Source organism: Pseudaeromonas paramecii (assembly GCF_039540575.1).
GTDB lineage: Bacteria > Pseudomonadota > Gammaproteobacteria > Enterobacterales > Aeromonadaceae > Pseudaeromonas > Pseudaeromonas paramecii.
Genome location: NZ_BAABFC010000009.1, coordinates 254,429 through 279,937 on the forward strand (window position 1 = coordinate 254,429; position 25,509 = coordinate 279,937).

At 58.4% G+C, this 25,509-nt stretch carries 24 protein-coding genes; 12 read left to right on the plus strand and 12 right to left on the minus strand.

What is annotated here, in order from left to right; genetic code table 11:
* Positions 1–9 precede the first annotated feature (9 nt).
* The 6 genes from ABD847_RS06650 to rpsB form a co-directional block, all read right to left on the minus strand.
* Entirely contained in the window at positions 10–846 is an 837-nt protein-coding gene (locus ABD847_RS06650) for a phosphatidate cytidylyltransferase (RefSeq protein WP_345011238.1), read from the minus strand.
* A 23-nt stretch (positions 847–869) separates the two neighbouring features.
* Positions 870–1,643: a polyprenyl diphosphate synthase gene (uppS, locus tag ABD847_RS06655; protein ID WP_345011240.1), complete on the minus strand. Its 774-nt coding sequence runs from the start codon at positions 1,641–1,643 to the stop codon at positions 870–872.
* An 88-nt stretch (positions 1,644–1,731) separates the two neighbouring features.
* Entirely contained in the window at positions 1,732–2,289 is a 558-nt protein-coding gene (gene frr, locus ABD847_RS06660; RefSeq protein ID WP_345011242.1) for a ribosome recycling factor, read from the minus strand.
* Positions 2,290–2,364: 75 nt separating this feature from the next.
* Positions 2,365–3,099 carry a UMP kinase gene (gene pyrH / locus ABD847_RS06665; protein WP_345011244.1) on the minus strand — a complete coding sequence of 245 codons (735 nt, stop codon included), beginning with the start codon at positions 3,097–3,099 and terminating at the stop codon, positions 2,365–2,367.
* 71 nt (positions 3,100–3,170) lie between these two features.
* Positions 3,171–4,049 carry a translation elongation factor Ts gene (gene tsf / locus ABD847_RS06670; RefSeq protein WP_345011246.1) on the minus strand — a complete coding sequence of 293 codons (879 nt, stop codon included), beginning with the start codon at positions 4,047–4,049 and terminating at the stop codon, positions 3,171–3,173.
* A 117-nt stretch (positions 4,050–4,166) separates the two neighbouring features.
* A complete protein-coding gene (rpsB, locus tag ABD847_RS06675; RefSeq protein ID WP_345011248.1) occupies positions 4,167–4,895 on the minus strand; it encodes a 30S ribosomal protein S2 in 729 nt (242 codons plus the stop codon).
* 297 nt (positions 4,896–5,192) lie between these two features.
* Here rpsB and map point away from each other — a divergent pair, with 297 nt between their 5' ends.
* The 3 genes from map to dapD are packed head-to-tail and all read left to right on the plus strand — an operon-like array spanning position 5,193 to position 9,516.
* On the plus strand, positions 5,193–5,981 hold the full coding sequence (gene map / locus ABD847_RS06680; RefSeq protein ID WP_345011250.1) for a type I methionyl aminopeptidase: 789 nt from the start codon (positions 5,193–5,195) through the stop codon (positions 5,979–5,981).
* A 44-nt stretch (positions 5,982–6,025) separates the two neighbouring features.
* Positions 6,026–8,656 (plus strand): bifunctional uridylyltransferase/uridylyl-removing protein GlnD, encoded by a 2,631-nt coding sequence (glnD, locus tag ABD847_RS06685; protein WP_345011252.1) that lies wholly within the window; start codon positions 6,026–6,028, stop codon positions 8,654–8,656.
* Positions 8,657–8,691: 35 nt separating this feature from the next.
* On the plus strand, positions 8,692–9,516 hold the full coding sequence (dapD, locus tag ABD847_RS06690) for a 2,3,4,5-tetrahydropyridine-2,6-dicarboxylate N-succinyltransferase (RefSeq protein ID WP_345011254.1): 825 nt from the start codon (positions 8,692–8,694) through the stop codon (positions 9,514–9,516).
* Positions 9,517–9,661: 145 nt separating this feature from the next.
* Here the strand turns inward: dapD and ptsG are convergent, their stop codons facing one another.
* From ptsG to ABD847_RS06715, 5 genes are all read right to left on the minus strand, one after another.
* Positions 9,662–11,134, minus strand: coding sequence for a PTS glucose transporter subunit IIBC (gene ptsG, locus ABD847_RS06695; RefSeq protein WP_345011256.1), 1,473 nt, complete (start codon positions 11,132–11,134; stop codon positions 9,662–9,664).
* A gap of 490 nt (positions 11,135–11,624) precedes the next feature.
* Positions 11,625–12,692, minus strand: coding sequence for a MalM family protein (locus tag ABD847_RS06700; RefSeq protein ID WP_345011258.1), 1,068 nt, complete (start codon positions 12,690–12,692; stop codon positions 11,625–11,627).
* Between the two features lie 69 nt (positions 12,693–12,761).
* Complete coding sequence (locus ABD847_RS06705) at positions 12,762–13,985, minus strand: maltoporin (RefSeq protein WP_345011260.1); 1,224 nt, start codon at positions 13,983–13,985, stop codon at positions 12,762–12,764.
* A gap of 443 nt (positions 13,986–14,428) precedes the next feature.
* Positions 14,429–15,151, minus strand: coding sequence for a tRNA pseudouridine(65) synthase TruC (truC, locus tag ABD847_RS06710; RefSeq protein ID WP_345011262.1), 723 nt, complete (start codon positions 15,149–15,151; stop codon positions 14,429–14,431).
* A gap of 2 nt (positions 15,152–15,153) precedes the next feature.
* Positions 15,154–15,483, minus strand: coding sequence for a YqcC family protein (locus tag ABD847_RS06715; protein ID WP_345011264.1), 330 nt, complete (start codon positions 15,481–15,483; stop codon positions 15,154–15,156).
* 85 nt (positions 15,484–15,568) lie between these two features.
* Here ABD847_RS06715 and ABD847_RS06720 point away from each other — a divergent pair, with 85 nt between their 5' ends.
* The 3 genes from ABD847_RS06720 (at position 15,569) to ABD847_RS06730 (ending at position 17,070) form a co-directional block, all read left to right on the plus strand.
* A complete protein-coding gene (locus ABD847_RS06720; protein ID WP_345011266.1) occupies positions 15,569–15,925 on the plus strand; it encodes a DUF3301 domain-containing protein in 357 nt (118 codons plus the stop codon).
* A gap of 72 nt (positions 15,926–15,997) precedes the next feature.
* Complete coding sequence (locus ABD847_RS06725) at positions 15,998–16,300, plus strand: DNA-binding protein (protein WP_345011268.1); 303 nt, start codon at positions 15,998–16,000, stop codon at positions 16,298–16,300.
* The gene (locus tag ABD847_RS06730) at positions 16,297–17,070 is read left to right on the plus strand and encodes a Zn-ribbon-containing protein (RefSeq protein WP_345011270.1); all 774 of its coding nucleotides are present in this window, start codon (positions 16,297–16,299) and stop codon (positions 17,068–17,070) included. Before ABD847_RS06725 ends, ABD847_RS06730 begins: the two co-directional genes overlap by 4 nt.
* Here the strand turns inward: ABD847_RS06730 and syd are convergent.
* Positions 17,035–17,607 (minus strand): SecY-interacting protein, encoded by a 573-nt coding sequence (gene syd, locus ABD847_RS06735; protein WP_345011273.1) that lies wholly within the window; start codon positions 17,605–17,607, stop codon positions 17,035–17,037. The two genes, ABD847_RS06730 and syd, sit on opposite strands and share 36 nt — an antisense overlap.
* 54 nt (positions 17,608–17,661) lie before the next feature.
* Between syd and queF the strand changes: the two genes are divergently transcribed.
* The 6 genes from queF (at position 17,662) to ABD847_RS06765 (ending at position 25,444) form a co-directional block, all read left to right on the plus strand.
* Positions 17,662–18,510, plus strand: coding sequence for an NADPH-dependent 7-cyano-7-deazaguanine reductase QueF (gene queF / locus ABD847_RS06740; protein WP_345011275.1), 849 nt, complete (start codon positions 17,662–17,664; stop codon positions 18,508–18,510).
* Between the two features lie 35 nt (positions 18,511–18,545).
* Complete coding sequence (locus ABD847_RS06745) at positions 18,546–20,852, plus strand: tetratricopeptide repeat protein (RefSeq protein ID WP_345011276.1); 2,307 nt, start codon at positions 18,546–18,548, stop codon at positions 20,850–20,852.
* A 33-nt stretch (positions 20,853–20,885) separates the two neighbouring features.
* Complete coding sequence (locus ABD847_RS06750; RefSeq protein ID WP_345011278.1) at positions 20,886–22,484, plus strand: GGDEF domain-containing protein; 1,599 nt, start codon at positions 20,886–20,888, stop codon at positions 22,482–22,484.
* Positions 22,485–22,553: 69 nt separating this feature from the next.
* Positions 22,554–23,909, plus strand: a complete 1,356-nt coding sequence (gene ppnN, locus ABD847_RS06755; RefSeq protein ID WP_345011280.1) for a nucleotide 5'-monophosphate nucleosidase PpnN — start codon at positions 22,554–22,556, stop codon at positions 23,907–23,909.
* Between the two features lie 3 nt (positions 23,910–23,912).
* Entirely contained in the window at positions 23,913–24,701 is a 789-nt protein-coding gene (gene xni / locus ABD847_RS06760; protein ID WP_345011282.1) for a flap endonuclease Xni, read from the plus strand.
* A gap of 47 nt (positions 24,702–24,748) precedes the next feature.
* Entirely contained in the window at positions 24,749–25,444 is a 696-nt protein-coding gene (locus tag ABD847_RS06765; RefSeq protein WP_345011284.1) for an SDR family oxidoreductase, read from the plus strand.
* The last annotated feature ends 65 nt before the right edge of the window (positions 25,445–25,509 follow it).

Consider the following 25,509-nt stretch of genomic DNA (forward strand, 5'->3'; position numbering starts at 1 on the left):
CAGCAGACCTTAATTAATCAGCAGGTAACACAAAACAAAGATGGGCAGGGCGGCGGTGAGACTGTCAACCCGATCCAGGACACCGCCATGACCCGGCAGCAGGGTGCCTGAGTCCTTGATCCCCACCTCGCGTTTGAACAGACTCTCGCTCAGATCCCCCAGCACGGAGGCCAGCATGGCCAGCAGGGAGCACAACAGTATGCCCAGCGCCTGCACCAGGGGGAACCCTGCCCACAAGGGCACCACCACCGCCAGGGCGCCGGCGATGATGAGGCCACCCAGCAGGCCTTCGAGGGTCTTGTTGGGGCTGACCCGCGGCAGCATCTTATGCCGCCCCCATTGGCGACCGACAAAATAGGCGCCGCTGTCGGCACACCACACCAGAGCCATGACAAACAGCAGGATGAGCCCACCCTGCCAGCCGGGCGCCGCGCCGCGCAGCAGCACCAGGGCCCAGAAGAAAGGCAGCAGCGTCAGGACACCGAACAGGCCCTTGACGCCATTTTTGCCACGCCACCATCGGGTGGCGGCGGGATAACGCAATACCATAAACAGGGCGAGCAGCCACCACAGGCCGCCGAGACTCAAGATCAGCCACAGCCAGGGATTGGCCTGCCGCTGGGCCTGGCTCAAGGGCGCCAGCACAAACAAGGAGCCGGCCAGCAAGAGACCATAACAGAGCGGGATCAGCCAGCGAGGATACCCAGGGGTAAAGCGGGCCCATTCCCGGCTGGCCATCAGATAAATCAGTACGGCGCCACCCAGGAAAAAGGGTTCAGGCAACCAGAAGATCCAGCCCAAAACCAGAATAACCAGAACCAGGGCGGTGATAATGCGTTGTCTCAAACAGGCGTCCTCAAGAGGCAGGTTCAGGTGGCGGACTCGGCCAGCAGAGTGCGGATCTGCTCGCCAGTACAGCCAAAACGTCGTTCACGACCGGCAAAGGAGGCCACGGCCTCGGTGAAGGCGGCCTCGTCGAAATCGGGCCAGAGAGTAGGGGTAAAATAGAGTTCGGCATAGGCACACTGCCACAGCAGGAAATTGCTGATGCGGTGATCCCCGCCGGTGCGGATCAGCAGATCCACCGGTGACTGATCCGCCAGACAGAGGGCCTGGCCAAGACGGGTTTCATCCACATCGGCGACCGCCAGCTGACCATCTGCCACCTGCTGCGCCAACTGCTGGGCCGCCTGAGCGATATCCCAGCGGCCGCCATAGTTGGCTGCGATATTGAGAATGAGGCCGGTATTGTTGGCGGTCAGGGCTTCGGCTTCGGCAATCTTCTTCTGCAGGCGGGCATTAAACCGGCTGCGATCGCCGATCACCCGCAGACGGATGTTATTGCTGTGCAGCTTGCGCACCTCGCGGCCCAGCACATGGATGAAGAGCTCCATCAGGGCACTCACCTCATCCGCCGGACGGCGCCAGTTCTCACTGGAGAAGGCAAACAGGGTCAGGGATTCCAGACCCAGTCGGTTGGCGACGGAGACGCTCTGGCGCACCGCCAGCACCCCGGCCTTGTGTCCGGCGACCCGCAACTTACCGCGCTGCTGAGCCCAACGACCGTTCCCGTCCATGATGATGGCCACATGCTTGGGAAAGCAGGCCTGGGCCAGTTCATGCAGGGAGGTGGGTAACGACATGCTCTCTCTCCAATCGACAGCGGGCCAAAAAACAAACGGGCACCCAGAGATAGACCCATGGGCGCCCGTACTATAACTGATGTAACAATCAGATTTCCATCAGCTCTTTTTCCTTGGCCGCCAGCATATCATCAATGGTCTTGATGAAGCCGTCGGTCAATTTCTGGATCTCTTCCTGGGCACGACGATCGTCGTCCTCGGTGATTTCCTTGTCCTTGAGCAGGGCCTTGAGATCGTTGTTGCAATCGCGGCGCACGTTGCGCACCGCCACACGACCCTGTTCGGCCTCACCGCGCACCAGCTTGATCAGATCCTTGCGGCGCTCTTCGGTCAGGGGAGGCAAGGGCACGCGGATGGTGGTGCCGGCAGAGCTGGGGTTCAGGCCCAGATCGGAGGTCATGATGGCCTTCTCAACGGCCTGGATCAGGCTGCGATCGAACACGGTGACGGCCAGGGTACGGGCATCTTCGGCGGTGACGTTGGCCACCTGACGCAGCGGGGTGGCGGAGCCGTAATATTCCACCTGAATGCCATCCAGCAGCGCCGGCTGGGCGCGACCGGTCCGGATCTTGGACAGCTGGGACTTGAGTGAATCCACGCTCTTGTTCATGCGATCTTTGGCATCGCTCTTAATTTCATTGATCACGGTCGTTATCCTTTTTCTCTGGCTTGGCCAATCGCGCCTATTCTAGCCCGACCAGCCGCCTCGACGACAGCCGAGTTAGCTTTTTTTGTGGTGGATCAGGGTACCTTCCGGCTCACCCATGATGACTCGACGCAGGGCGCCGGGCTTGTTCATGTTGAACACGCGGATCGGCAGGTTGTGATCCCGGGCCAGGGTAAAGGCCGCCAGATCCATCACCTTGAGTTCCTTGTCCAGCACGTCGCTGTAATCCAGCTCGCTGAACAGCTGCGCGTCCGGGTGTTGCACCGGGTCGGCAGAGTAGACACCGTCCACCTTGGTGGCCTTCAGCACGCAATCGGCTTCGATTTCGATGCCCCGCAGGCAGGCGGCGGAGTCGGTGGTAAAGAAGGGGTTGCCCGTGCCGGCGGCGAAGATCACCACCTTGCCGGCACGCAGCTGGCTGATGCCTTCGGCCCAGTTGTAGGAGTTACAGATCCCCTGCAGACTGATGGCCGACATCAAACGGGCGTTCACATAAGCACGATGCAGGGCGTCCCGCATGGCCAGGCCGTTCATCACGGTGGCCAGCATGCCCATGTGGTCACCCACTACGCGGTTCATGCCCGCCTTCGCCAGGCCAGCACCACGGAACAGGTTGCCGCCGCCAATCACCAGGCCCACTTCCACGCCCAGCTCGACCAGCTCCTTGATTTCCTGCGCCATGCGATCAAGCACCGCGGGATCGATACCGAAGCCTTCATCGCCCTGCAGGGCCTCACCACTGAGTTTCAACAGAATGCGTCTATAAGCAGCTTTGGGATTGGTACTCATCTTCTTATTCCTGGTCATAGAAAGACCGCGACAGGTGTCGCGGTCTGAAACTGGCTTGACGGTCCGGGCGATTAGCCCTTCATGGCAGCGATTTGAGCCTGAACTTCGGCAGCGAAGTCGGTCTCTTCCTTCTCGATGCCTTCACCCACTTCGAAGCGTACGAAGGTCACCACGTCGGCGCCTTCCTTCTTCAGCAGGTCAGCCACCAGAATGGAAGGATCCTTGACGAACGGCTGGCCGGTCAAGGAGATTTCGCCGGTGAACTTCTTCATGCGGCCTTCAACCATCTTCTCGGCGATGTCCTTGGGCTTGCCGGAGTTGATGGCGATTTCCACTTGGATTTCGCGCTCCTTGGCAACCACTTCTTCGGACACATCTTCCGGCTTGACGAACTGCGGGCTGTTGGCAGCCACGTGCATGGCCAGATCCTTGGCCAGCTCTTCGTTGCCCGCCTTCAGGCTGGTAACAACGCCGATACGGCCGCCGTGGATGTAGGTACCCAGAGTCTCGCCTTCCACCAGGGTGACGCGACGCAGGTTCATGTTTTCACCGATCTTGGCGATCAGGTTGTTCAGGGTCACTTGTACGGACTCGCCAGCGCCGAAGTCAGTTTCCTTCAGCACTTCTACGTCGGCAATCTTGCCGGCCAGGGCGATGTCAGCCACCTTGTCACCGAAGGCGCGGAAGCTGGCGTCCTTGGCTACGAAGTCGGTTTCGCAGTTCAGTTCGATCAGGACGGCGACGTTGCCAGCGGAGCGGGCCACAATCACGCCTTCGGCAGCGATACGACCAGCCTTCTTGGCCGCCTTGGCCTGACCGGACTTACGCATGTTCTCGATGGCCAGTTCGATGTCACCATCGGCTTCGGTCAGCGCCTTTTTGCAATCCATCATGCCCGCGCCGGTACGTTCGCGCAGTTCCTTAACCAGAGCGGCGGTAATGTTTGCCATGTCCTCTATCCTCGGTCTGAGTGAATTTGTTTAAAAAACAGGGGCCTTTAAGGGCCCCTGCCAACCATTACGACTGTGGTTAATAAGGGCAACACCCAAGGGTGTTGGGGGTCCTTATTAGTTGCTTTCTACGAAGCCGTCTTGTTCGGCTTGAGCAACGATGTCCAGTTCGCGAGCTGCGTTGACGGCATCGGCAGCAGCAGCCAGGTAGAGCTGAACGGCACGGATGGCGTCGTCGTTACCCGGGATGATGTAGTCAACGCCATCCGGGTTGGAGTTGGTATCAACGATGGACACAACCGGGATACCCAGGTTGTTGGCTTCCTTGATGGCGATGTGCTCGTGGTCGGCGTCGATCACGAACAGCACGTCCGGCAGGCCGCCCATGTCCTTGATACCGCCCAGGCTCTTCTCCAGCTTGTCCATTTCACGGGAACGCATCAGCGCTTCCTTCTTGGTCAGCTTTTCGAAGGTACCGTCTTGGGCCTGGGTTTCCAGATCCTTCAGACGCTTGATAGACTGACGAACGGTCTTCCAGTTGGTCAGCATACCGCCCAGCCAGCGGTGGTTAACATAGAACTGATCGCAGGAAGCAGCGGCTTCCTTGACAGCTTCAGAGGCGGCGCGCTTGGTGCCCACAAACAGGATCTTGCCCTTCTTGGCAGCGGTGCTGCTCAGGAAGTTCAGGGCATCATCAAACATGGGAACGGTCTTTTCCAGGTTGATGATGTGAACGTTGTTGCGAGCGCCAAAGATGAAGGGCTTCATCTTCGGGTTCCAGAAACGGGTCTGGTGACCGAAGTGAACACCGGCTTGCAGCATGTCGCGCATAGAAACTTTTGCCATTTTAAACCTCTGTATTGGGGTTAGGCCTCCACACATCCCGTCACTCCGACCCTAAACAGGCACCCCGGAGCAGGTCTCGATGTGTGTGTGTTGTTGATAAAAGATGGTTTAAGTCGTGACATTGACGACTCGGCGCGCTTTATACCATAAAAACCATGTCAGATGCCACCACCCCACGCAGTCGGCGGGCCGGCGCTGTGATTCTGGAACTTGTGTCGGTTAAACGATAGACTCTCTCATTTAGACACACCCTTTGCGATGGCGCCTGCCGTCGCCGGTTCGGAGCTGTTGCAACCCATGTCAGTGATATTGAAAACCCCGGAAGAGATTGAAAAAATGCGTGTGGCCGGTCGCCTGGCGGCCGAGGTGCTGGAGATGATCGCGCCCCACATCCAGCCTGGCGTTACCACGGCCGAACTCGACCGTCTGTGTCACGAACATATTGTCACTGTGCAGCAGGCCATTCCGGCCCCTCTCAACTACCACGGCTTCCCCAAGTCCATCTGCACCTCCATCAACGAGGTGGTCTGTCATGGCATTCCCAACCATAAGAAGCTGCGGGACGGCGACATCATCAACCTGGACATCACCGTCATCAAGGATGGCTATCATGGCGATACCTCGGCCATGTTCATCGTGGGCCAGGCCAGTCCGCGCAACCGTAAGCTGTGCGACATCGCCCAGCAGAGTCTGTACGCCGCCATCCGCAAGGTGAAAGCCGGCGCCTGCCTCACCGAGATCGGTGCCGTGATCCAGCCGATGGCCGAAGCCGCCGGCTTCTCCGTGGTGCGCGATTACTGCGGCCACGGCATCGGCAAGGGCTTCCATGAGGAGCCCCAGGTGCTGCATTACCGCAACAGCCACAAGCTGACCCTGCAGGCTGGCATGTGCTTCACCATAGAGCCCATGATCAATGCCGGTACCTACCGCTGCAAGGTGGATCGCAAGGATGGCTGGACCGTCACCACCGCCGACCGCCAGCCCTCGGCCCAGTACGAGCACACCCTGCTGGTGACCGACACCGGCTGCGAGGTGTTGACCCTGAGATCCGACGAGCAACTCGAACGCCACATCATTGCCGGATAATCTCAAGGCGCCTGCGGGCGCCTTTTTGTCTTGAGAGGGACCTCATGCTACCCAGTCAGCTGGCTCCGAGCCTGTTACCGGACGACCAACTCACCCTGCCCCTGTGCAAACAATACCTGCAACAATTTCACACCTGGCTGAGCAGCCGCTTCGCCGCCGGTGACAATGTGATGGAGCTGGTGAGTGCCCGCACCCTGTTCACCGACCAGCTGTTGTGCCGCCTGTGGGAGCGCTTCGGCCTGCATCAGCATCCGCACTTGGCCCTGGTGGCCGTCGGCGGTTATGGCCGTGGTGAGCTGCATCCCCACTCCGACATCGACATCCTGATCCTCAGCAAGAAGAGCCTGGATCCGGCCACCGGCGAGACGGTGAGCCAGTTTCTGACCCAGCTGTGGGATCTGCGACTGGAGGTGGGCCATGCGGTGCGCAGCGTCAAGGAGTGCGTGCGCCAGGGCAAGGAAGACATTACCATCGCCACCAACCTGCTGGAGGCCCGTCTGCTCACCGGCAGCCAGGCCACCTTCAAGGAGCTGCAAGCCGCCACCCTGCCCCGCAAGTTCTGGCCCAGTGATGCCTTCTTCCGGGCCAAGCGGGAAGAACAAGCCCTGCGCTACCAGCAGTTCAAGGACACCGCCTACCTGCTGGAGCCGGACATCAAGCACAACCCCGGTGGTCTGCGGGATATTCAGACCCTGGCCTGGGTAGCCAGGCGCCAGCTGGGCGCCACCACCCTCTACGAGATGACCAGCTTTGGCTTCCTCAACCAGGCGGAATACCTGGAGCTCAAGGATTGTCAGGAGTTTCTCTGGCGCATCCGCTTCGCCTTGCATCTGGTCATCGGCAAGAACGACAACCGGCTGCTGTTTGATCGCCAACGGCTGGTGGCCAAGGAGTTGGGCTATCCCGGCGACGGCAATGCCCCGGTGGAGCAGATGATGAAGCGCTTCTACCAGACGGTGCGCCGGGTGGCGGAGCTCAACGACATGTTGTTGCAGCTATTCGATCAGGCCATCCTGGGCAACGATGAGCCTCAGGTCTGTGCCCTGAATGAGAAATTTCTGCTGCGCGGCAAGCTGATCGACGTGCGGGATCCCACCCTGTTTGCCCGGGATCCGGCCAGCATCCTGGAGCTGTTCTACCAGGTGGCCGAGCACCCCCAGGTCACCGGCATCTATGCCGGCTGCCTACGGCATCTGCGGGAGGCGCGCCGCAGCCAGGTCATCGCCCTGCAGGAGCTGCCGGAGTGTCGCCAGCTGTTTATGGCCATACTGCGCCACCCCAACGGCATCGGCCTGCCCATGACCCTGATGCACCGGCACGGGGTGCTGGCCGCCTACCTGCCCCAGTGGGGCCAGATCGTCGGCCAGATGCAGTTCGACATGTTCCATGCCTACACGGTGGACGAACACACCCAGCGTCTGCTGGTGAACATCAACCGCTTCACCCGGCCGGACAATCCCAAGGAACAACCCCTGTTCCGCGAGGTACACAGTCGCCTGGCCAAGCCGGAACTGCTCTATCTGGCAGCCCTGTTTCACGATATCGCCAAGGGCCGTGGCGGTGATCACTCCGAGCTGGGGGCCGGTGACGCCCTCTATTTTTGTCAGCTGCATGGCCTGGATCGTTCCGACAGCCGCCTGGTGGCCTGGCTGGTACGCCATCACCTGCTGCTGTCGGTCACGGCGCAGCGCCGGGATATCTACGACCCGGATGTGGTCACCGAATTTGCCCAGAAGGTGCGGGATGAGCAGCATCTGGCCTACCTCTATTGCCTGACGGTGGCGGATATCTGTGCCACCAACGACACCCTCTGGAACGACTGGAAGGGCACCCTGCTCAAGGAGCTCTACTTCGCCAGCCTCAAGGCCTTGCGTCTGGGGCTGGAGAATCCGCCCGACTTGCGGCTGCGCATCCGCGACAACCAGAGCGCCGCCCTGCAGCTGTTGCAACAGCAAGGCATTCCGGAGGCGGCCGCAGCCTTGCTGTGGCAGCAGTTCAAGGCCGATTATTTCCTGCGCATGACGCCCGAGCAGATCGCCTGGCACACCCAGCACATACTGCGCCACGGTGACAGTGAAGAGCCCCTGGTGCTGTTTGGTCACCACAAGACCCGTGGCGGCACCGAGCTGTTCCTCTATTGCCGGGACATGCCCAACCTGTTTGCCCTGGTGGCCTCGGTGCTGGATCACAAGAACCTGGACATCCACGATGCCCAGATCATGATCTCGAAAAACGACTTCGTCATGGACACCTTCGTGGTGCTGGAGCCCAACGGTGAGCAGGTGGACGCCGAGCGGCTGGCCCTGGTGCGTCAGACCCTGGAGCAACTGTTGCGTCATCCGGAGCAGGCCCTGCCCCGCCACAAGGCGCCGTCACGCCGCCATCGCCAATTTCAGGTGCCGACCTGCGTCAATTTCCTGCCCAGCAAGGGTGACAAGAAACACAGCCTGATCGAGCTCATCACCCTGGACAGACCGGGTCTGCTGGCCAAGATAGGTGCCGTATTCCAGTCCTGCCAGCTGGCGGTGCACTCGGCCAAGATCACCACCATAGGCGAGCGAGTCGAAGACTTCTTCAGCCTGAGTCGCCTCGATGGCAGTCCGCTGGATGACAACGACCGACAGCAGCTGGAAGAAAAATTAGTCACGCAGCTAAATCCGACGACGGATGTGTGATAAAAAGAGAACCATTTTTTGGAAGGGAGACAAAAATGACCGAGTTACAACGCATCATCGAGGACGCTTTTGAGCGTCGTGACGCCATCACCCCCACCACTGTAGATGCAGTGACCCGGGCCGCGATTCTGCAAACCATTGAGTTGCTGGACGCGGGTACCGCCCGTGTTGCCGAGAAGATCGCCGGTGAATGGGTGGTTCACCAGTGGCTGAAAAAAGCGGTGCTGCTCTATTTCCGGATCAATGAAAACCAGGCCATTGCCGCCCCCGGCACCCAGTACTATGACAAGGTACCCCTGAAGTTCGCCGATTACACTCCCGAGCGTTTCAAGCAGGAAGCCATCCGTGTCGCCCCGCCGGCGACCGTGCGCAAAGGTGCCTTTATCGCCCCCAATGCGGTACTGATGCCCTCTTACGTCAACATCGGTGCGCGCGTCGGTGAAGGCACCATGGTCGATACCTGGGCCACCGTCGGCTCTTGTGCCCAGATCGGTGCCAACGTTCACCTGTCCGGTGGCGTCGGGATCGGTGGTGTGCTGGAACCCTTGCAGGCCAACCCCACCATCATCGAGGACAACTGCTTCATCGGTGCCCGTTCCGAAGTGGTGGAAGGTGTCATAGTGGAAGAAGGCTCAGTGATTTCCATGGGTGTCTATATCGGCCAATCCACCCGCATCTACGATCGCGAAACCGGTGAAATCCACTATGGTCGCGTACCGGCCGGCTCCGTGGTGGTCTCCGGCAACCTGCCGTCCAAGTGCGGCAAGTACAGCCTCTACTGTGCCGTCATCGTCAAGAAGGTCGATGCCAAGACCCGCGCGAAAGTCGGGATTAACGCCCTGCTGCGTAGCATCGACTAACCCTCGACGGATTCCGGCACGGTAAAAGGGCGCTTAGGCGCCCTTTTTATTGGGCCCAGCCAGACATCCATTTCTACCGGCTGCCCGCTCAAACACAATAAAAAAGGGAAGCCGAAGCTTCCCTTTTTCAATCTGACCTGGGGTCTTAGTGGGACTTGATCCACTGGTCCATGTCGGTCTTCAGGTTGTCAGACTTGGTGCCGAAGATGGCTTGAACACCGGAGCCTGCGACAACAACACCGGCCGCGCCCAGTTGCTTGAGCTTGGCTTGGTCAACCTTGGCCACTTCCTTCACGCTGACACGCAGACGGGTGATACAAGCATCCAGGTTGGTGATGTTGTCCTTGCCACCGAAGGCAGTAACCAGTTGCTCAGCCATGAAGTGTTCAGCCATGTCGGCAACAGATTCTTCTTCAACGGCATCTTCGCGACCCGGAGTCTTCAGATCCAGCGCCTGGATAGCTACGCGGAAAATCACGTAGTAGATGACCGCGTAGATCAGGCCAACAACCGGGAACAGCCACAGCTTCTGAGCATTGGCAGACAGCACCACGAAGTCGATGAAGCCGTGAGAGAAGGAGGTACCGTGTACCATACCCAGCAGGTTGGTAACCACGAAGGCAGAACCAGCCAGCAGAGCGTGGATACCGTACAGAACCGGAGCCACGAACAGGAAGGAGAACTCGATAGGCTCGGTGATACCGGTCAGGAAAGAGGTCAACGCGGCGGAGATCATGATACCACCGATCTTGGCACGGTTTTCCGGCTTGGCGGCATGCCACATGGCGATGGCAGCGGCAGGCAGGCCGTACATCTTGAACATGTAACCACCGGCCAGTTGACCGAAGCCGTTACCGGCAACGCGAGAAGCCTCGTCAGCAGACAGGTAGCAGGTCAGTACGCCGTGCAGAGTCTCGCCAGCGGCATTCACGCAGGTACCAGCCTGGAAGAAGAAGGGCACGTTCCAGATGTGGTGCAGACCGAAGGGGATCAGTGAGCGTTCCACGATACCGTAGATACCAAAGGCCATCACAGGGTTCTGGCTGGCAGCCCAGTGAGAGAAGGAGTTGATGGCGCCACCAATGGGGGGCCAAATGAACGCCATTACCACGGCAGCCAGGATAGCGGCAAAACCGGTGATGATGGGAACAAAGCGCTTACCGGCAAAGAAGCCCAGGTAGTCAGGCAGCTGGATACGGTAGAAGCGGTTGAACATATAGGCCGCGATACCACCGGCTACGATACCACCCAGTACGCCGGTTTCAGACACCTTGCTGACCATGTCAGCATAGTTGGCGGCGGTCGGATCTAGGCCGGCTACCACAGGGGCAACCACGGTCAGGGTCTTGGTCAGAATAGCGTAACCAACGGTAGCCGCCAGCGCGGAGACACCGTCGTTGTTGGTGAAGCCCAGCGCCACACCGATTGCGAAGATCAGAGCCATGTTGCCGAATACGGCACCACCGGCTTGTTCCATGATTTGAGAAACAATGGCTGGCAACCAGCTGAACTTGGCGGCACCGACGCCCAGCAGAATACCTGCCACGGGCAATACGGATACCGGCAACATCAGCGATTTACCGACTTTTTGCAGGTTGGCAAATGCATTTTTGATCATAGTGTTTGAGCTCCTGAGGAGTGTGCATCCTGTAAGGTTTATTGCAATACACCGGGTTCTGTTTAAACCAGAACCTTCTGATTTTTACGAGTGTATTCAACGAGTGAACTATAACGTGAAGTCAGGATGAGCAAGTGGATTAAATGATGAAAACGGAGGGGGGATCACAAAGAAAAAACCATATAAAACAGCACCTTATAAATTAAAACAGGCGCTCACTATCAGCTTATCAAAAACAAATGACAAATATAGTTTCAGTTTGGTTAGTAATAATTTCGATATAAAACCCTATCTATCACAAACCACACCAAAAGTAACACAACGTAACACCGTGAATTGGTTAACAGAATTATGCGGATGCAGATAAAACAACAAGAGGCTGGCTCTTTTGGAGCCAATCTAGCACCTACCGCTAAAAATGCCTATTTTTTTATCATGAATAAAATAAGAAAAGCCGAGCGAAAGCTCGGCTTAATCATGTAGAAACAAATCAGTGCTGTGACTGTTTAACGGCCTGGATAAAGGTATTTTTTGCGCTAGCAGAACCAGCCCGCTCCGCCTCTGCAGCCAGAGTCATGGCTTTACCAATATCGCCAGCTTGCACCGCTTGCAGGATCATTTGGTTATACATCTGTTCGGTTTCCGCCAGCATGGTGGCAGACGAGTTAGCTACCGGCTGGGCCACAACCTGAGCATTGGGAGCGACTACAGCATTGTTTGCCGCTACAGTGGCCGTCGTTGCAGCCGCGGCGGTCAACTCGGCCGGAACCACAACTTGCAGCTTATTAGGTGCGGCGGCTGCAGCGACAGCCTCTGCAGATTTGGGACGATAAGCCGTATCCTGCGGTCCATATGTGGGCTTGAAAATGTTGGCTAATCCAGTCTCGCTAGAAACATCCGCCAATGAGATCTTAATTAAGCCCCAGGGTGAGTGTGGAATCTCAGGATCTGGCATACCCGGGTCCACCACAGCCATGGACTTGGCCATCAATTTTGCCGCACTGATGGTCTTGGTCATCTCGCCAAGTTTGTCGTATGGCGTGTAAAGGATCATATAGGTTTCATTATTGGGATTACCAATATAGGTACGGTCCACACTGAAGACACCTTCGATGCGATCACCATCCAAGAGTTTTTGTGGCTCGTAGTGGAAGATGCTGTCATCAATCACTCGAGTCACACGGAATTGAGCATCCAACATCACAATCTTTGGCTTAAACACCGTCTTGTCAATTTGTGCTGCAACGGAGATACGCAGGTCACCACTATTTTGCGGCAGCTGGTAGGCAGCGAAGAAGCTCTTGCCATCGGCAAACTGATAGACGGGAGAAGAACCATCGATCACCACCAAAGAGTCAAAATCGGCGGGAATAGCAGTGTAAGGGAAGTTGGCTACATTGGCGCAGCAACTGTTTGCCTGAGACAAGGCATCCATGGCTTGCTGTCGATTATCCAAAACGGCTTTGTATTGGCTGGTAGGCACTACCAGGTCGTCCATGGTGGAACATGCGCCCAGCATCGCGGCCAATAACACTATGGTCAATCTTGTCGCTTTCATCCAAACACCCTATATGGTTAAAAAAAATGCCCCCGTTAGACGGGGGCAGTCTTAACAGCTTGGTTTAGCTTACCACCAGGCTTCGGCTTGTACACCAAAGTTCCAAGCGTCATCCTGTGCAGTGCCGCTCTTATCAGCAGCGAAAGCACCGTCTTGGCTCAGGTAGGATACAAACACACGCAGTTCCGGACGAGCCCAGAAGCCGCTACCGGCAGACCAGGCTTGAGCCAGGGTGAACTTGGTGCCATCGGTAGAGGTCTCAGAACCACCAGCCGGAGTCACGTTGGTCTTGTAGTAGCCACCTTCGAAGATGGTCTTCATCACGTCGTTCCACTTGTACATGGGACGAGCCACGATGGAGAAGGTGTCGCTGTCGTCAAGCTGAGTGCCCCAGGACACACAGTCACTGCAGGTACCGTAAACGATGGCATGGCCCAGTTCAACCTTGTCACCCAGCGGCAGCACACCCCAGTTGATCAGACGCAGGCCATCACCCTTATCGGCAGACGGTTGCAGATCGCTACCAGTACCGGAACCGTAACCAACGGCATCGGCAGCCAGGCCATCGATGAAGTACTGAACCACAGTCTTGTTGAAGCCGCCCATCAGGCTGGCGTTCAGTTCGGCGGTGATCATGTGACCGTCGTTGATGGCATCAGTATCTTGGGCATCGGTCGGGTTAGCCTTGACGAAGTCATAACCCAGCTCCAGGGCAGCACCTTCCCACAGGGGGATACCGGCATAACGCACGTCAAAGGTGTTGGCGTCGGATTGACCCATCCAGGGGTCGTTGCGCAGCCAGGCAACAGACAGTTGGCCCGGGCCAGCACTGATGTTTTCTACACCGGCACCAGCACCAGAAACGTCCCAGTAGTAGAAGTCGGTGATGTGGATGTCGTGACGTTGATAGTAGCGCTTACCAGCCCAGAAGGTCTCGTTGCCGCCGAACAGACCCTTACCCTGCACATTGAACTGAGCCAGGGCGAAATCGGCAGTGGAACCACCGGTGTTTTCCCAGCCACGTACTTGGTTAGAGGACATGGCCACCATGGAGTCAACGTAGAAGGACTTGCCGGCCTTGTTGTAAACTTCTTGACCCAGTTGGATTTCACCGTAGGTGTCATCTTCGTTACCAAGACGACCAACCACTTTCTTGTTCAGGAGTTGCATGCCGCCGTTATCGGACATACCAACGCCGGAACGCATGTAACCATGGAAATCAACGGCGGAAGCGGAGACAGAAGCCAGCGCCATTGCCACTGCTGCAGAAATTGGAAGCCACTTTGCTTTCATAGTTTTTCCTTATATCCCTTGTTGGGTAACTGGATTTAATCGCGGAAACTGATCATCAGATGGAGTCATCTAACGACTGCCCGGGGGCCATTATAGGGATCCCCCCCCAGCGGGGAATTGAGTCTCGTCACAAATTCACAACGCCCCATCCCCTTCAACAAAAAACCACCAAAAGCCAAAATAACAAGATAATAACCCAATAAATTGACTATAATTGGATTACTTATCCTGTTTTTTATGGATTTACAGCATTCGAAAGAGTTTTGATAAGTAGTGCCTCATCCAATGCCAAACGACTTCATGAGGAAGATCACTTATTGGGAGGAACTTTTTTTTTCTTGCGATGTCGCCGGAAAACGGTTTCAAAATCTGATTATTTGCCCCCGTCGCCACCAATTGCGGATATTGCGTACAAGGCGGTGTCGGCGAACTAGGTTAACGCCCTAAAACAACCCCATATGCGTCAGAACTGTCTGCAGCTCGGCATCCAATTCTGTACGGATCTGGAGCGGCACCTGCAGATGCGGATGATGGAAGGTAAGGCTGTGATGGAGTAACAGGAGTCGATGCGAATCGAACTGTTCACGAAAGAATTTGTTATGCCGGCCATCGCCATGGGTCGTATCCCCCACGATAGGGTGAGACAGATGCGCTAGATGGCGTCGCAGCTGGTGCTTACGCCCGGTATGCGGCCGCAGGCGCACTAGGCTATAGCGGCTGGAGGGGTGGCGGGGAGACACGGCAAACGGCAACTCCACCTTAGCCAGCGTCTGCAGCCAGGTCTGAGCAGGCTGGGCAGGCTTGTCGGGATCACAAAAGCGATCCGCAATGGGATCCAGCTCTTCTTTCAGGGGATAGTCAATGTAGTGCGCAGATGGCGTCCAACCACGCACCACTGCCAGATATTCCTTGCTAACCTGATGCTGGGCAAAGGCCAGGCTTAGTTGACGGGCGGTCAGGGAGTCCAGCGCAAACAGCAGTATGCCGGAGGTGGGCCTATCCAATCGGTGGACAGGGAACACATGCTTACCTACCCGGTCTCGGGTCATCTGCATGGCAAACTGTGTCTCTGCCTTATCCAGCCAACTACGATGCACCAGCAAGCCACTGGGTTTATGTACCGCCACCAGGTAATCGTCTTGATACAGCAGCTTGAGATCACTCATGCTCAGCGCTCAACAGCCTTGCCACTCATGGCCTCATCCAGTTGGGCAATGCACTCCAGCAGGGGGCCTCGCAACACCAACTCGTGCTTATAGACTTCACACGCCATAGGATACACAGCCACCTTACTGGGCAAGCGGGCCCCCTGGGCCAGCAGGTCCCGGAGCCTGGGCAGATAGATAAATTGCAGCCATTGATGAAAGTCCAGACTGTCCACCGCAAAAGGCAGTTGGCTGGCCAATTGTGCCGGGGTGGGAGACTCATCACACCATAGTGTCTGGTGCTTCAACTCGACCTCAAGTGCATCCAAAAGACGAAGTAACGTGGCAGACATGCGCCCTCCTGAACAAGGGCGCGCACTATAGCATTAATGCGTCAAACTCCCTATATTGAGTGGCCTCGATTCAAGGGAGGATGGCATGCAAGAACTGCTTGCTCTCATGGGCATGGCGCTACTGATTGCCGAGTTTTGGCAGCGTCGCCGTCAGGCCGAGGCTGCCGAGCGCCACATTCGTCGTTACTGCCAACAGCACGACTATCAGTACCTGTCGATGGCCCGTGGTGCGGGCCTGCCTATGGTGCTGCTGGGATGCTTGTTGCGCCGTCCGCATGGATTCTGGTTTGAATTCAGTGACGATGGTGAAGCCAGCCGCCAAGGCGAATGCTTCCTCACCGGACTGGGCTCACCCATCTTCCGTATTGCGCCGCCGGAATCGGCCAGCGTTCGTAGTGCGCAGATACTTCCCTTCCCCGGTCGACGACAACAAAAGCCGTGAAGCCGGCTTCTTCCTTATATATAGGAAGAGGTCGTTTGCCCGGCGGGTTATCCCGGCTATCAAGAGGTCATCATGAGTTGCGAAGAGATTTTTGCCATCGCCAATGCGTTGCAGGCAGAAGGTAAGACACCGACAGTCGCCCTGATCAAGCACAGGTTGAGCGCACCTGTACCTTTAAATCAGCTCATCAGCACGCTACAGCGCTGGAAGCAATCCCCGTCCAGCCCCCCGGCGGCCAGTGAAGTGGATCTCTCCCCACCCGCGGTGCCAGAGGCCTGGCTGGCCCTGCTCCGCCCTCTGGAACAGGAGATACGCCAACTACGCGGTGAACTGGCGGAACTCAAGGCGCAATTGCAGGACAAGACAGCCCCATGATCCTCTGTCGTCTGCTGTTTGAGTGCTATCAAGACACCCAACTAGCCGCCGCCGAAGAGGCCATCGGCCTCTATCTGGCCGCCTTACGGGATCAGGGACAAATTCAGGGGCGGGAGTTTGCCACCTTGATGGAGGAAGGCGGCTTTGAGGCCCATGTGCTGTGCCCCGAGCCACGCAGCCTGCATCCCGACTTTGCCAGCCACCAGGTGCAACAAGCCGAGCGCGGGCTACACCAGGCCGGTCTGCTGGCGCCCAAGGTGAAAGTATTGGGGCAGGAGTTATTTAGTGATGAAACTGATCCCTGTGCCACGCCAGATGGCCTGATCTTCTTTACCAGCTTCCTGCACACCTGCTCGCCCATCCGTTGCGCCAAGCACTTTGCCCCCGTCCCCCTGTATCGCTTGCCGTCACTCTCCAATGGCGATCAAAAGCAGCTCATTCACTGGCAGGAAGATTGGCAGGCCTGTGATCAGCTGCAAATGAACGGCAGCGTGCTGCAGCATGCCGCCACGCAAGAGATCAGCAATCTGGACAGCGACTTAAGCCGCCGTGGCCGCAAACTGGCACAACGTCTGGCCGAACAAGTGGCCCGCCCGGTCTACTACTATCTGTATCGTTTGGGGGGCACCAGCCTGGCGGAAGAAAAAAACCGCCGCTGCCCCGGCTGCGGGGGCCATTGGTTACTGGCTGAGCCCTGGCATGGGCTATTTGATTTTTGCTGCCCCCAGTGCCAGCTAGTCTCCAACCTCTCCTGGGACTGGCGCGACTAACGGCTCAAGACGATTCAAAAACGTGGCGAGATCCGTAGCCAATACGGCCACGCAGCCCACGCCCAACTGCTCCAGCTGCACGGCTCCACTGAGATTGTCCAGGCTGATCACCCTATCGTCCCGCCTGGTGGTGGCGAGGAAATGGCTCTCGGGCAATTTGAGGCGACGCTGCATCAACCAGTGGGCCAGCAGGTTCTCCTGCAGACGCTCATAATCCGCCTCATTCCAGGGTTGCAACAGGGTCAGGCTGAGCCCTTTAAAGCTGGCTTGGAGGGGCTGAGAAAACCAATGACCATAAAAAGCGGCCACGGCGGGGTGGAAGCGGGTGTTCAAGGCTGATTCCAGGTTCGCCATGCTGCCGGGTGCCTGACGTAATGTGGGGCGCCAGCATTGCTGGCCATCCACCACAGGGCCATGGAGACAGGGAGAGACCCAATCGGGATCTAATGCCACCCTCAGTGGGAGCAACCTGCTTGACTGATAACGCAGCCAACGCTCGAAAAACGCCGACAAGGCGGAAACAACTTGATCCGACATGGGAATTACTCAAAATAGCGATTTAGATACCATCTTATCCCAGCAGAGAATTCCATGTCACAGCAGTCTCGCTACCAGGGTAATAGTGCCCTTGATGGCCTCGCCCTCGGCCAGCGGAGTGACTACATCGCCACCTATACGCCGACCCTGCTTCAGCCGGTCCCCCGCCAGCTCAACCGCGATGATCTCCAACTCCCCCTGCCCTTACCCTTTGCCGGGGAGGATATTTGGACGCTGTACGAGCTCTCATGGCTCAACCTCAAAGGTAAACCCCAGGTGGCCATCGGCGAGGTTCGGGTACCGGCGGACAGCCTCAACCTCATTGAGTCCAAGTCGTTCAAGCTATATCTCAACAGCTTCAACCAGTCGGCCTTTGCCGATAGTGCCACCGTGGCCGCACTGCTGACTCAAGATTTGAGTGCCTGTGCCCAGGGCGAGGTCAAGGTGCAGCTCTATGACGTAGACGCAGCGGACCATACCATTGCCCGCCTGGAAGGCGAGAGCCTGGATGCGCAAGATATCCTCATCGACGACTATGCATTCAACCCAAGTTGGCTTGCGGGGGCGGCGGGGGATGAGGTGGTAGAAGAGACGCTCTATAGCCACCTGCTCAAGTCCAACTGTCTGGTCACCCATCAACCGGACTGGGGCAGCGTGCAGATCCATTACCGCGGACCGCGCCTGGATCGTGCGCGGCTGCTGCGCTATCTGATCTCCTTTCGCCAACACAATGAATTTCATGAGCAGTGTGTCGAGCGCATCTTCATGGATCTCAAGCGCTACTGCCATTGCCAACAGCTGACCGTCTACGCGCGCTATACGCGGCGCGGTGGTCTGGACATCAATCCATTTCGCAGCGATTGGGAGGCGGCGCCCGCTAACCTGCGTCTTATCCGTCAATAATCGGTAGGTCGAGTCAACGAGCGAACAGATAGCCGATGCAGTTAGTCTCCTTGGTATTATTGTTGTCGGGCCTGCAGTTGCCCCCCCCCCTACTGGACAGGCCTGACCTGCCCAGCGAGTTGGCTCATGCCCAGGAGCAGGGGCTCAGCCGTCCGGATCTATGCATCCAGCTCAGTCATAACTTTTTGCGCCGCGACCCACTCAGCAACCGCCCGTTGAGCGCAGGCCGCAGCAATCAAGCACAACCTGAACTTGAGCAATACCGCACACCCAGTCAAACCGTCATGGCCCAGCTGATCCTCAGCCGCTGCCTGAGTCAAAATCAGCAATTTCCACCGGCAGAGCGACTACTGGAGGAGAGCCGGCAACTGGCGCGACGTGGCCACCAACCCGATCTGGAGGCCTTTGCCCTCTACCTGCAGGCTCGTCTGCTGGCCCTGGATACCCGGGATTACATCGGCAGCCAGTTGGCCGCCGAACGATTAGACAAACTTATCCAACGGGGAGCCCGCCTCCCTGATCCCCTGCAGGAGCAACGCTCCTGGCTGCAGATCCTCACCAACATTGAACGTAGCCATATTGATGACGCCCGCAATCAGTTAGAAAAGTGGCAGCAGAGATTGCAACGCTTCCCCACCCCAGGTAGCCAAGCCTGGTATTTTGCCCTGTATGGCGAATTGATGCGTAGCCAGCAACAGGATGATCTCGCCCTAGGTTACTATTCTGACGCCATGAAACTGGCAGGTGAGTATGATGACTTCCTGCTGCAGGCGCAGATGGCCGACCGCATGAGTGACATTCTGCACCGTCGGGGGGACATGACCCAGGCCATTCGCTGGGGCGAAATGGCTGTCGACAATTACCAACGCATCAATAACGGCGTCTGGCTGGCCGATGCCCTGATACGACTTGCCGATCTCGTGCGGGAATCGGGCAATGCCAATTTGGCCCTGGCGCTGTTGTTCAATGCGCTGGATCTGTATCGCAATGTCAACCGCCCCTTGCAGCTGGCGGAGCTCAACCATCAGATCGGCAAAACCTACCTGATGCTGGGCAAATATATCGAGGCCAGGGCCTATCTCATTGCCGCCCGCAACGCCTTCAAGCTAAGCAAGTCCTATTCGGGCGAGCTGCGGACCCTGCTGGCGCTGGGGGATCTCTATCTCGCCCAACAAGATGCCGGCGTCGTCATCCCCTTGGTGGAAAACGCCGTCCAGCAATTGCCCCAAGGTGAAACGCCACCGCCGGAGATCTTCTTGCTGCTCTCCCGCGCCTATGAACAAAAGGGCCTGTTTGCCGAGGCACTGCACAACTACAAACGCTTCAACGCCAGCCTGCGCCAGCAGCAGGAACAACAGCAGTCCCTCGGCAACGAGCAGTTCCGCACCAGTTATGCCCTGCTGGACAAGGAGCGCCAGCTCAAGACCATGGCGGCCACGCAAGCCGACTTGCTGGCCCAAAAGCGTCACTACCTTTGGTACTGTGCCCTGGCCACCTTGGGCCTGCTGACCCTTGGCTTTATCTTGCTGCAAGTCTGGCTGCGCGGCTGCCGAAGAGAAGATGAACTCCAGGCCAGCCGAGCCCGCCTGCTACAGGTGCCGAGCACTGGGTTGCCCAGCATGGAGCAGTTGCTGCAGGACTTGACCCCGCCGACCCCGCAGGGCTATGGCAACCTGAATTATCTGGATATCCACCCGGAACACCCCCTCAACCAGAAGCGGCAGTTTGTTGCCTTACGCCTGCCAGGGTTGGACCAGCTGAGCGATCAGATTGGTGAGCAGCAAACCGAGCGAGTAGAGCAGATACTGGTATCGCGCATCCGGGACCAGCTGCCTGAGCAGGCACAGCTCTATCATCAACCCGGTGGCAAGTTGATGATGCTATTTAGTCAAAGCAGTCCACAATCTGTGACCCACTGGCTGGAGACCATGTTTACGCAGCTCAAGGAACCCCTGCGGCACTTTGGTGTACCCGGACAGCTGGCTGCCGGCCTGGTGAGTTACCCCTTCCTCAGCCGCGCCCCGCGTGCCGTCTCCTCTATCCAGCTACTGGAAGTGGCACAACTGGCCTTGGCCGCCGCTCGCCAACTGGCCGAGAAAACCACGGCCAGCTCATGGGTTGAGCTCTCCGCCATTGACTGTCAGCAGGCGGCATTCTTCAATGGGCAAATTCGTGCCCGCACTTTGCAGGCTATTGACAAAGGATTGGTTAAAGTCAACGCTTTGCACGGAAAACAGCTGATAGACTGGCATCTTCTGGGGCTTAAGGATGCATTGGTGCAACAAGGCGAACTGGCCCCGCTCAGGGTGCCGACGACCGGCGAGCGCACAGCAGAAGAATAACTACGAGATAGAACCGCTTAGGAATAATCACAGATGAATGATGCGTCGGTCATCACAGGGCAGTTGACCCGTCTACGCGAAAAGCTGGAACAGAAGGAACTGGAGCTCGGTCAGCTGTCGGAGCAATCCGAACTGGAGCGCACCCGCAGCATTCAGTTCATTACCCGGCTGATGCAAGCTTGTCGCGGGCATGACAGAGAGCTGGATAACCGGCTGGCCAAGTTGCGTCAGCGCTTTGAAGAAAATCAGCCGATCCACCTGCTGGCCAACGAGCTGCTGGTAGTCGAAAAGCTGTTGCAAAACATCGATATCACGCTGGAAGAATCACTGCGTGCCGGCCGTCAGCAACTCAAGGAAGGCGGACGCACTCTGGGTGCCATTCGCCTGCTGCCCGAGAAGCTGCGCCGTGAAGCCAAGGAGCTGCAACAGGACACCGAGGGACAAACCCTCAGCGAGCTGCAAAAGCGGGTCGCCCACCTGATGGAGCTCTACCAGCAGGCCGTCCGCAATCTGTTGCTGAACAAAGAGATACCCCAGGCAGCAGCGAACATGGCCGAGGAAACGGCCAAGAATGAGTGTCGCACCCTGGATCCCCAGATGCACATCCGCATCTGCGATGAGCTGCAACGCCTGATCACCGAGCTGGACTTCACCGGCCCGGTGGGGGAACAGCTCTCCGAGATACGCCGCAACCTGCTCACCGGTGTGGAAGCCGCCGATCTACCGGCACTGTGCCTGGAGCTGGTAGAACTCATCATCGAAGGGGCTCGTCAGGAGCGCCGTGAATCCCACCTGTTTCTCGCCAGCCTCAATGACAGCCTAAGCTCGGTGCATCTGCAGTTCAGCGAGTCCATGGAGAGCAGTCTGGCCCTCCACGAGCAGGGATTGTCCAACAGCCGGCATCTGCATCGACACTTCGAAGACATCCATTATCAGCTGAGCACCGCCAGCACCCTTGAAGATCTCAAGGGCAGCATCCAGCAGAACATGACGCTCATCCAAACCCTGCTGCAGGAGCGGCAGTGTTTTCAGGAGCGTGAGCGAGAGCTGCTGGACGAGATGATGGCCATGGAAAGCCGGCTCAACCTGCTCAAGGATGAAACCGCCGAGTACAAGAAGCGCATGGCCCAGCAGAAACACAAGCTGCTGCTGGACAGCCTGACCCAGGTCTATAACCGCGCCGCCCTGGATGAACGGCTGGATCTAGAGTTCAAGCGCTGGCAGCGCTATCAGTCCCCGCTGGGCCTGGCCATCGTCGATATCGACTTCTTCAAGTCCATCAACGACCGCTTCGGCCACCTGGCCGGTGACAAGGCCCTCAAGGTCATCGCCCGCGCCATGAGCCGCGCCCTGCGGGAAACCGACTTCATCGCCCGCTACGGTGGCGAGGAGTTCGTGGTGCTGCTGCCCGGCATCGATGCCGACAGCTTCCTGGCGCCGCTGGAGAAGATCCGCGCCGTGGTCAAAAGCATCCCATTCCGCTTCAAGGATGATAAGGTGGAAATCACCGTCTCCATGGGGGCCACCCTGTTCAAGGACGGAGATAAATCCTCAGATGCCTTCGAACGGGCCGATCGCGCACTATACGAAGCCAAAAACAACGGCCGGGACAGGATTATCTACCGCAGCTAAGGCGCCGCCCCGGTCAACCTCAGTGCCCCACTCGGGGCACTGCTCACCCAGCCGTATCAGGGGTATCGCATGATCACCTATATCAATCCCGTCGGCTCCATGGAGCAGCTCTCCCAGCTGGAAGTGGATCGCCTCAAACAGGCCGCCTCGGGCGCCACCTACCAGCTGTTTCGCAACTGCTCCCTGGCCGTACTCAACTCCGGCAGCCAGACCGACAGCTCCAAGGAAATACTGGAGAAGTTCGCCAACTTCGAAATCAACGTCATCCGCCGGGAGCGCGGCGTCAAGCTGGAGCTGTTCCACGCACCGGACAGTGCCTTCGTGGATGGCGAGATCATCCGCGGCATCCAGGAACACCTGTTCTCCGTGCTGCGGGACATCCTCTATGTGAGCAACAAGCGTGAGGCGGACTGCACCATCAACCTGACGAGCTCGGTGCACATCACCAACTACGTCTTCTCCATCCTGCGCAACGCCCGCACCATCCACTCCGGCGAGGAGCCAAATCTGGTGGTCTGCTGGGGCGGCCACTCCATCAACGCCGAAGAGTACCAATACACCCGGGAGGTGGGCAGCGAGCTGGGATTGCGGGAGCTCAACGTCTGCACCGGCTGTGGTCCGGGCGCCATGGAGGGTCCCATGAAGGGCGCCGCCGTGGGGCACGCCAAACAGCGCTATGGCAATCGCCGCTATGTGGGGCTGACTGAACCCTCCATCATCGCCGCCGAGCCGCCCAATCCCATCGTCAGCGAACTGGTGATCATGCCGGACATCGAGAAGCGCCTGGAGGCCTTCGTGCGCATCGGCCACGGCATCATCATCTTCCCCGGTGGGGTGGGCACCGCCGAGGAGCTGCTGTATATCCTGGGGATCATGATGAACCCGGCCAACCAGCACCAGCCCATGCCCTTAGTGCTGACCGGCCCGGCCAGCAGCCGCGAGTATTTTCACAGTCTCGATGAGTTCATCCGCGCCGCCCTGGGCGAAGCGGCCACCCGCCACTACCAGATCATCCTGGATGATCCCGCCGAAGTCGCCCGGGTGATGAAGCAGGCCATGCCCAAGGTGCGGGAGTACCGCAAGGCGGTGGGGGATGCCTATTCCTTTAACTGGTCTCTGAAGATAGAGCCGGAGTTCCAGCTGCCCTTCGAGCCCAGCCATGAGGCCATGACGGCGCTGAACCTGCACTGGGAGCAACCGCCCCAGCAGCTGGCGGCCAACCTGCGGCGGGCCTTTTCCGGCATCGTCGCCGGTAACGTCAAGGAGGCCGGCCTCAAGGCCATTGAGCGCAAGGGCCCCTTCCAGCTCAATGGCGATAAAACCCTGATGGCCATGATGGACAAGCTGTTGCAACACTTCGTCGCCCAGGGGCGCATGAAGCTGCCGGGCAGCCACTATCAACCCTGTTACGAGATCATCCGCTAAGCCATGGCCCACCTGCTGTTACTGGATGCCATGAACCTGATCCGCCGCCTGTACGCCGTGCAAGAACGGCAACAGGCGGACCACCAATCCCGCTTGCTGGCCACCGCCCAGACCATGGAGCGCGCCGTCGGCAGCATACTGGCCGAAGTGGCCCCCAGCCATGTGCTGGCGGTGTTTGACGGCCAGGGTGACAGCTGGCGCAAGGCCCTCTACCCGGACTACAAGGCCGGCCGCAACGCCATGCCCGAGGCCCTCGCCGAGGGGCTGGAGCTGTTGCAGGCCCGGCTCTGGTCCCTGGGGGTGGATGCGCTGCTCAGCGACACCGACGAGGCAGACGATCTCATCGCCACCCTGATGGCCGGCATGGCCAGCCATGGTCAGCCAGTCACCCTGATCTCCACCGACAAGGGCTTCTGCCAGCTGTTACCCCAGGGCTTGCAGATCCGCGATTACTTCAACAAACGCTGGCTGGACGAGGCCTTCGTGCGGCAGCACTTCGGCGTCCCCTCCACGGCCCTGGTGGACTACTGGGCCCTGTGCGGCCTGGCGGGCTCCAACATCAAGGGCGTCCCCGGCATAGGTCCCAAGGGGGCGGCCGAGCTGCTCGGCCAGTATGGCAACCTCGACACCCTCCTCTCGGTCGAGGCCGCTGACAAGCGGCTGCACAAGGTGCAGCAGGCCGCCGACGAGGCTCGACTGGCGCAAACTTTGGTCCGCCTGCGCCAGGATATTCCACTAGGCTTTAACTTGAAGGATATCCGTTATACGCCTCACTCGGCGCCGTCCACCTGAGGCGACACCCGCCGGCTAACGCACCCGATAGCGGCTAAGGAGTCATCATGTCCCTGACCACACTGATCACAGGTGCCAACCGCGGCATAGGGCTGGCCCTGACCCACGCCTGCCTGCGGCGCGATGACCAGGTCATCGCCTGCTGTCGCGATCCCTATCATGCCCAGCAGCTGCACAAGCTGGCGGAGATCTACCCCAAACTCGCCATCCACCAGCTGGATGTCAGTGAGCCGGAGGAGTACCAACAGCTCAAGGAGGCGCTGGCCGGCACCCCCATCGACTGGCTGATCGCCAACGCCGGCCTCTACGGCCCGCCGGAACAGGCACTGGGGCAGACCGACTACTTCGCCTGGCAGCAGGTGTTAGCGGTGAATACCCTGGCGCCCCTGCGTCTGGTGGAGACCTTTATGGACAACTTGCTGGCCGGCGAGGCCAAGAGCATCGTCGTCATCAGCAGCGTCATGGGCTCCATCAGCGAAAATCACCAGGGCGGGCATTACCTGTATCGCTCCTCCAAAGCCGCCTTGAACGCCGTGCTGCGCTCCCTGGCGCTGGATCTGGCCAACCAGGGAGTCAAGGCCTATGCCATGCACCCCGGCTGGGTGAAGACCGACATGGGCGGCCAAGCCGCCCCGCTGGAGGTGGAGGATGCCGCCAGCACCCTGTTGCTGACCCTGGAGCGGCTGGATGCCGCCAGCAGTGGCAAGTTCATCACCTACGATGGCCAGCAGCTGCCCTGGTAGCGGTCACCGTCAACCTTGGTCACAAAAAAAAGCGAGCCAAATGGCTCGCTTTTTTTGTCCACTGT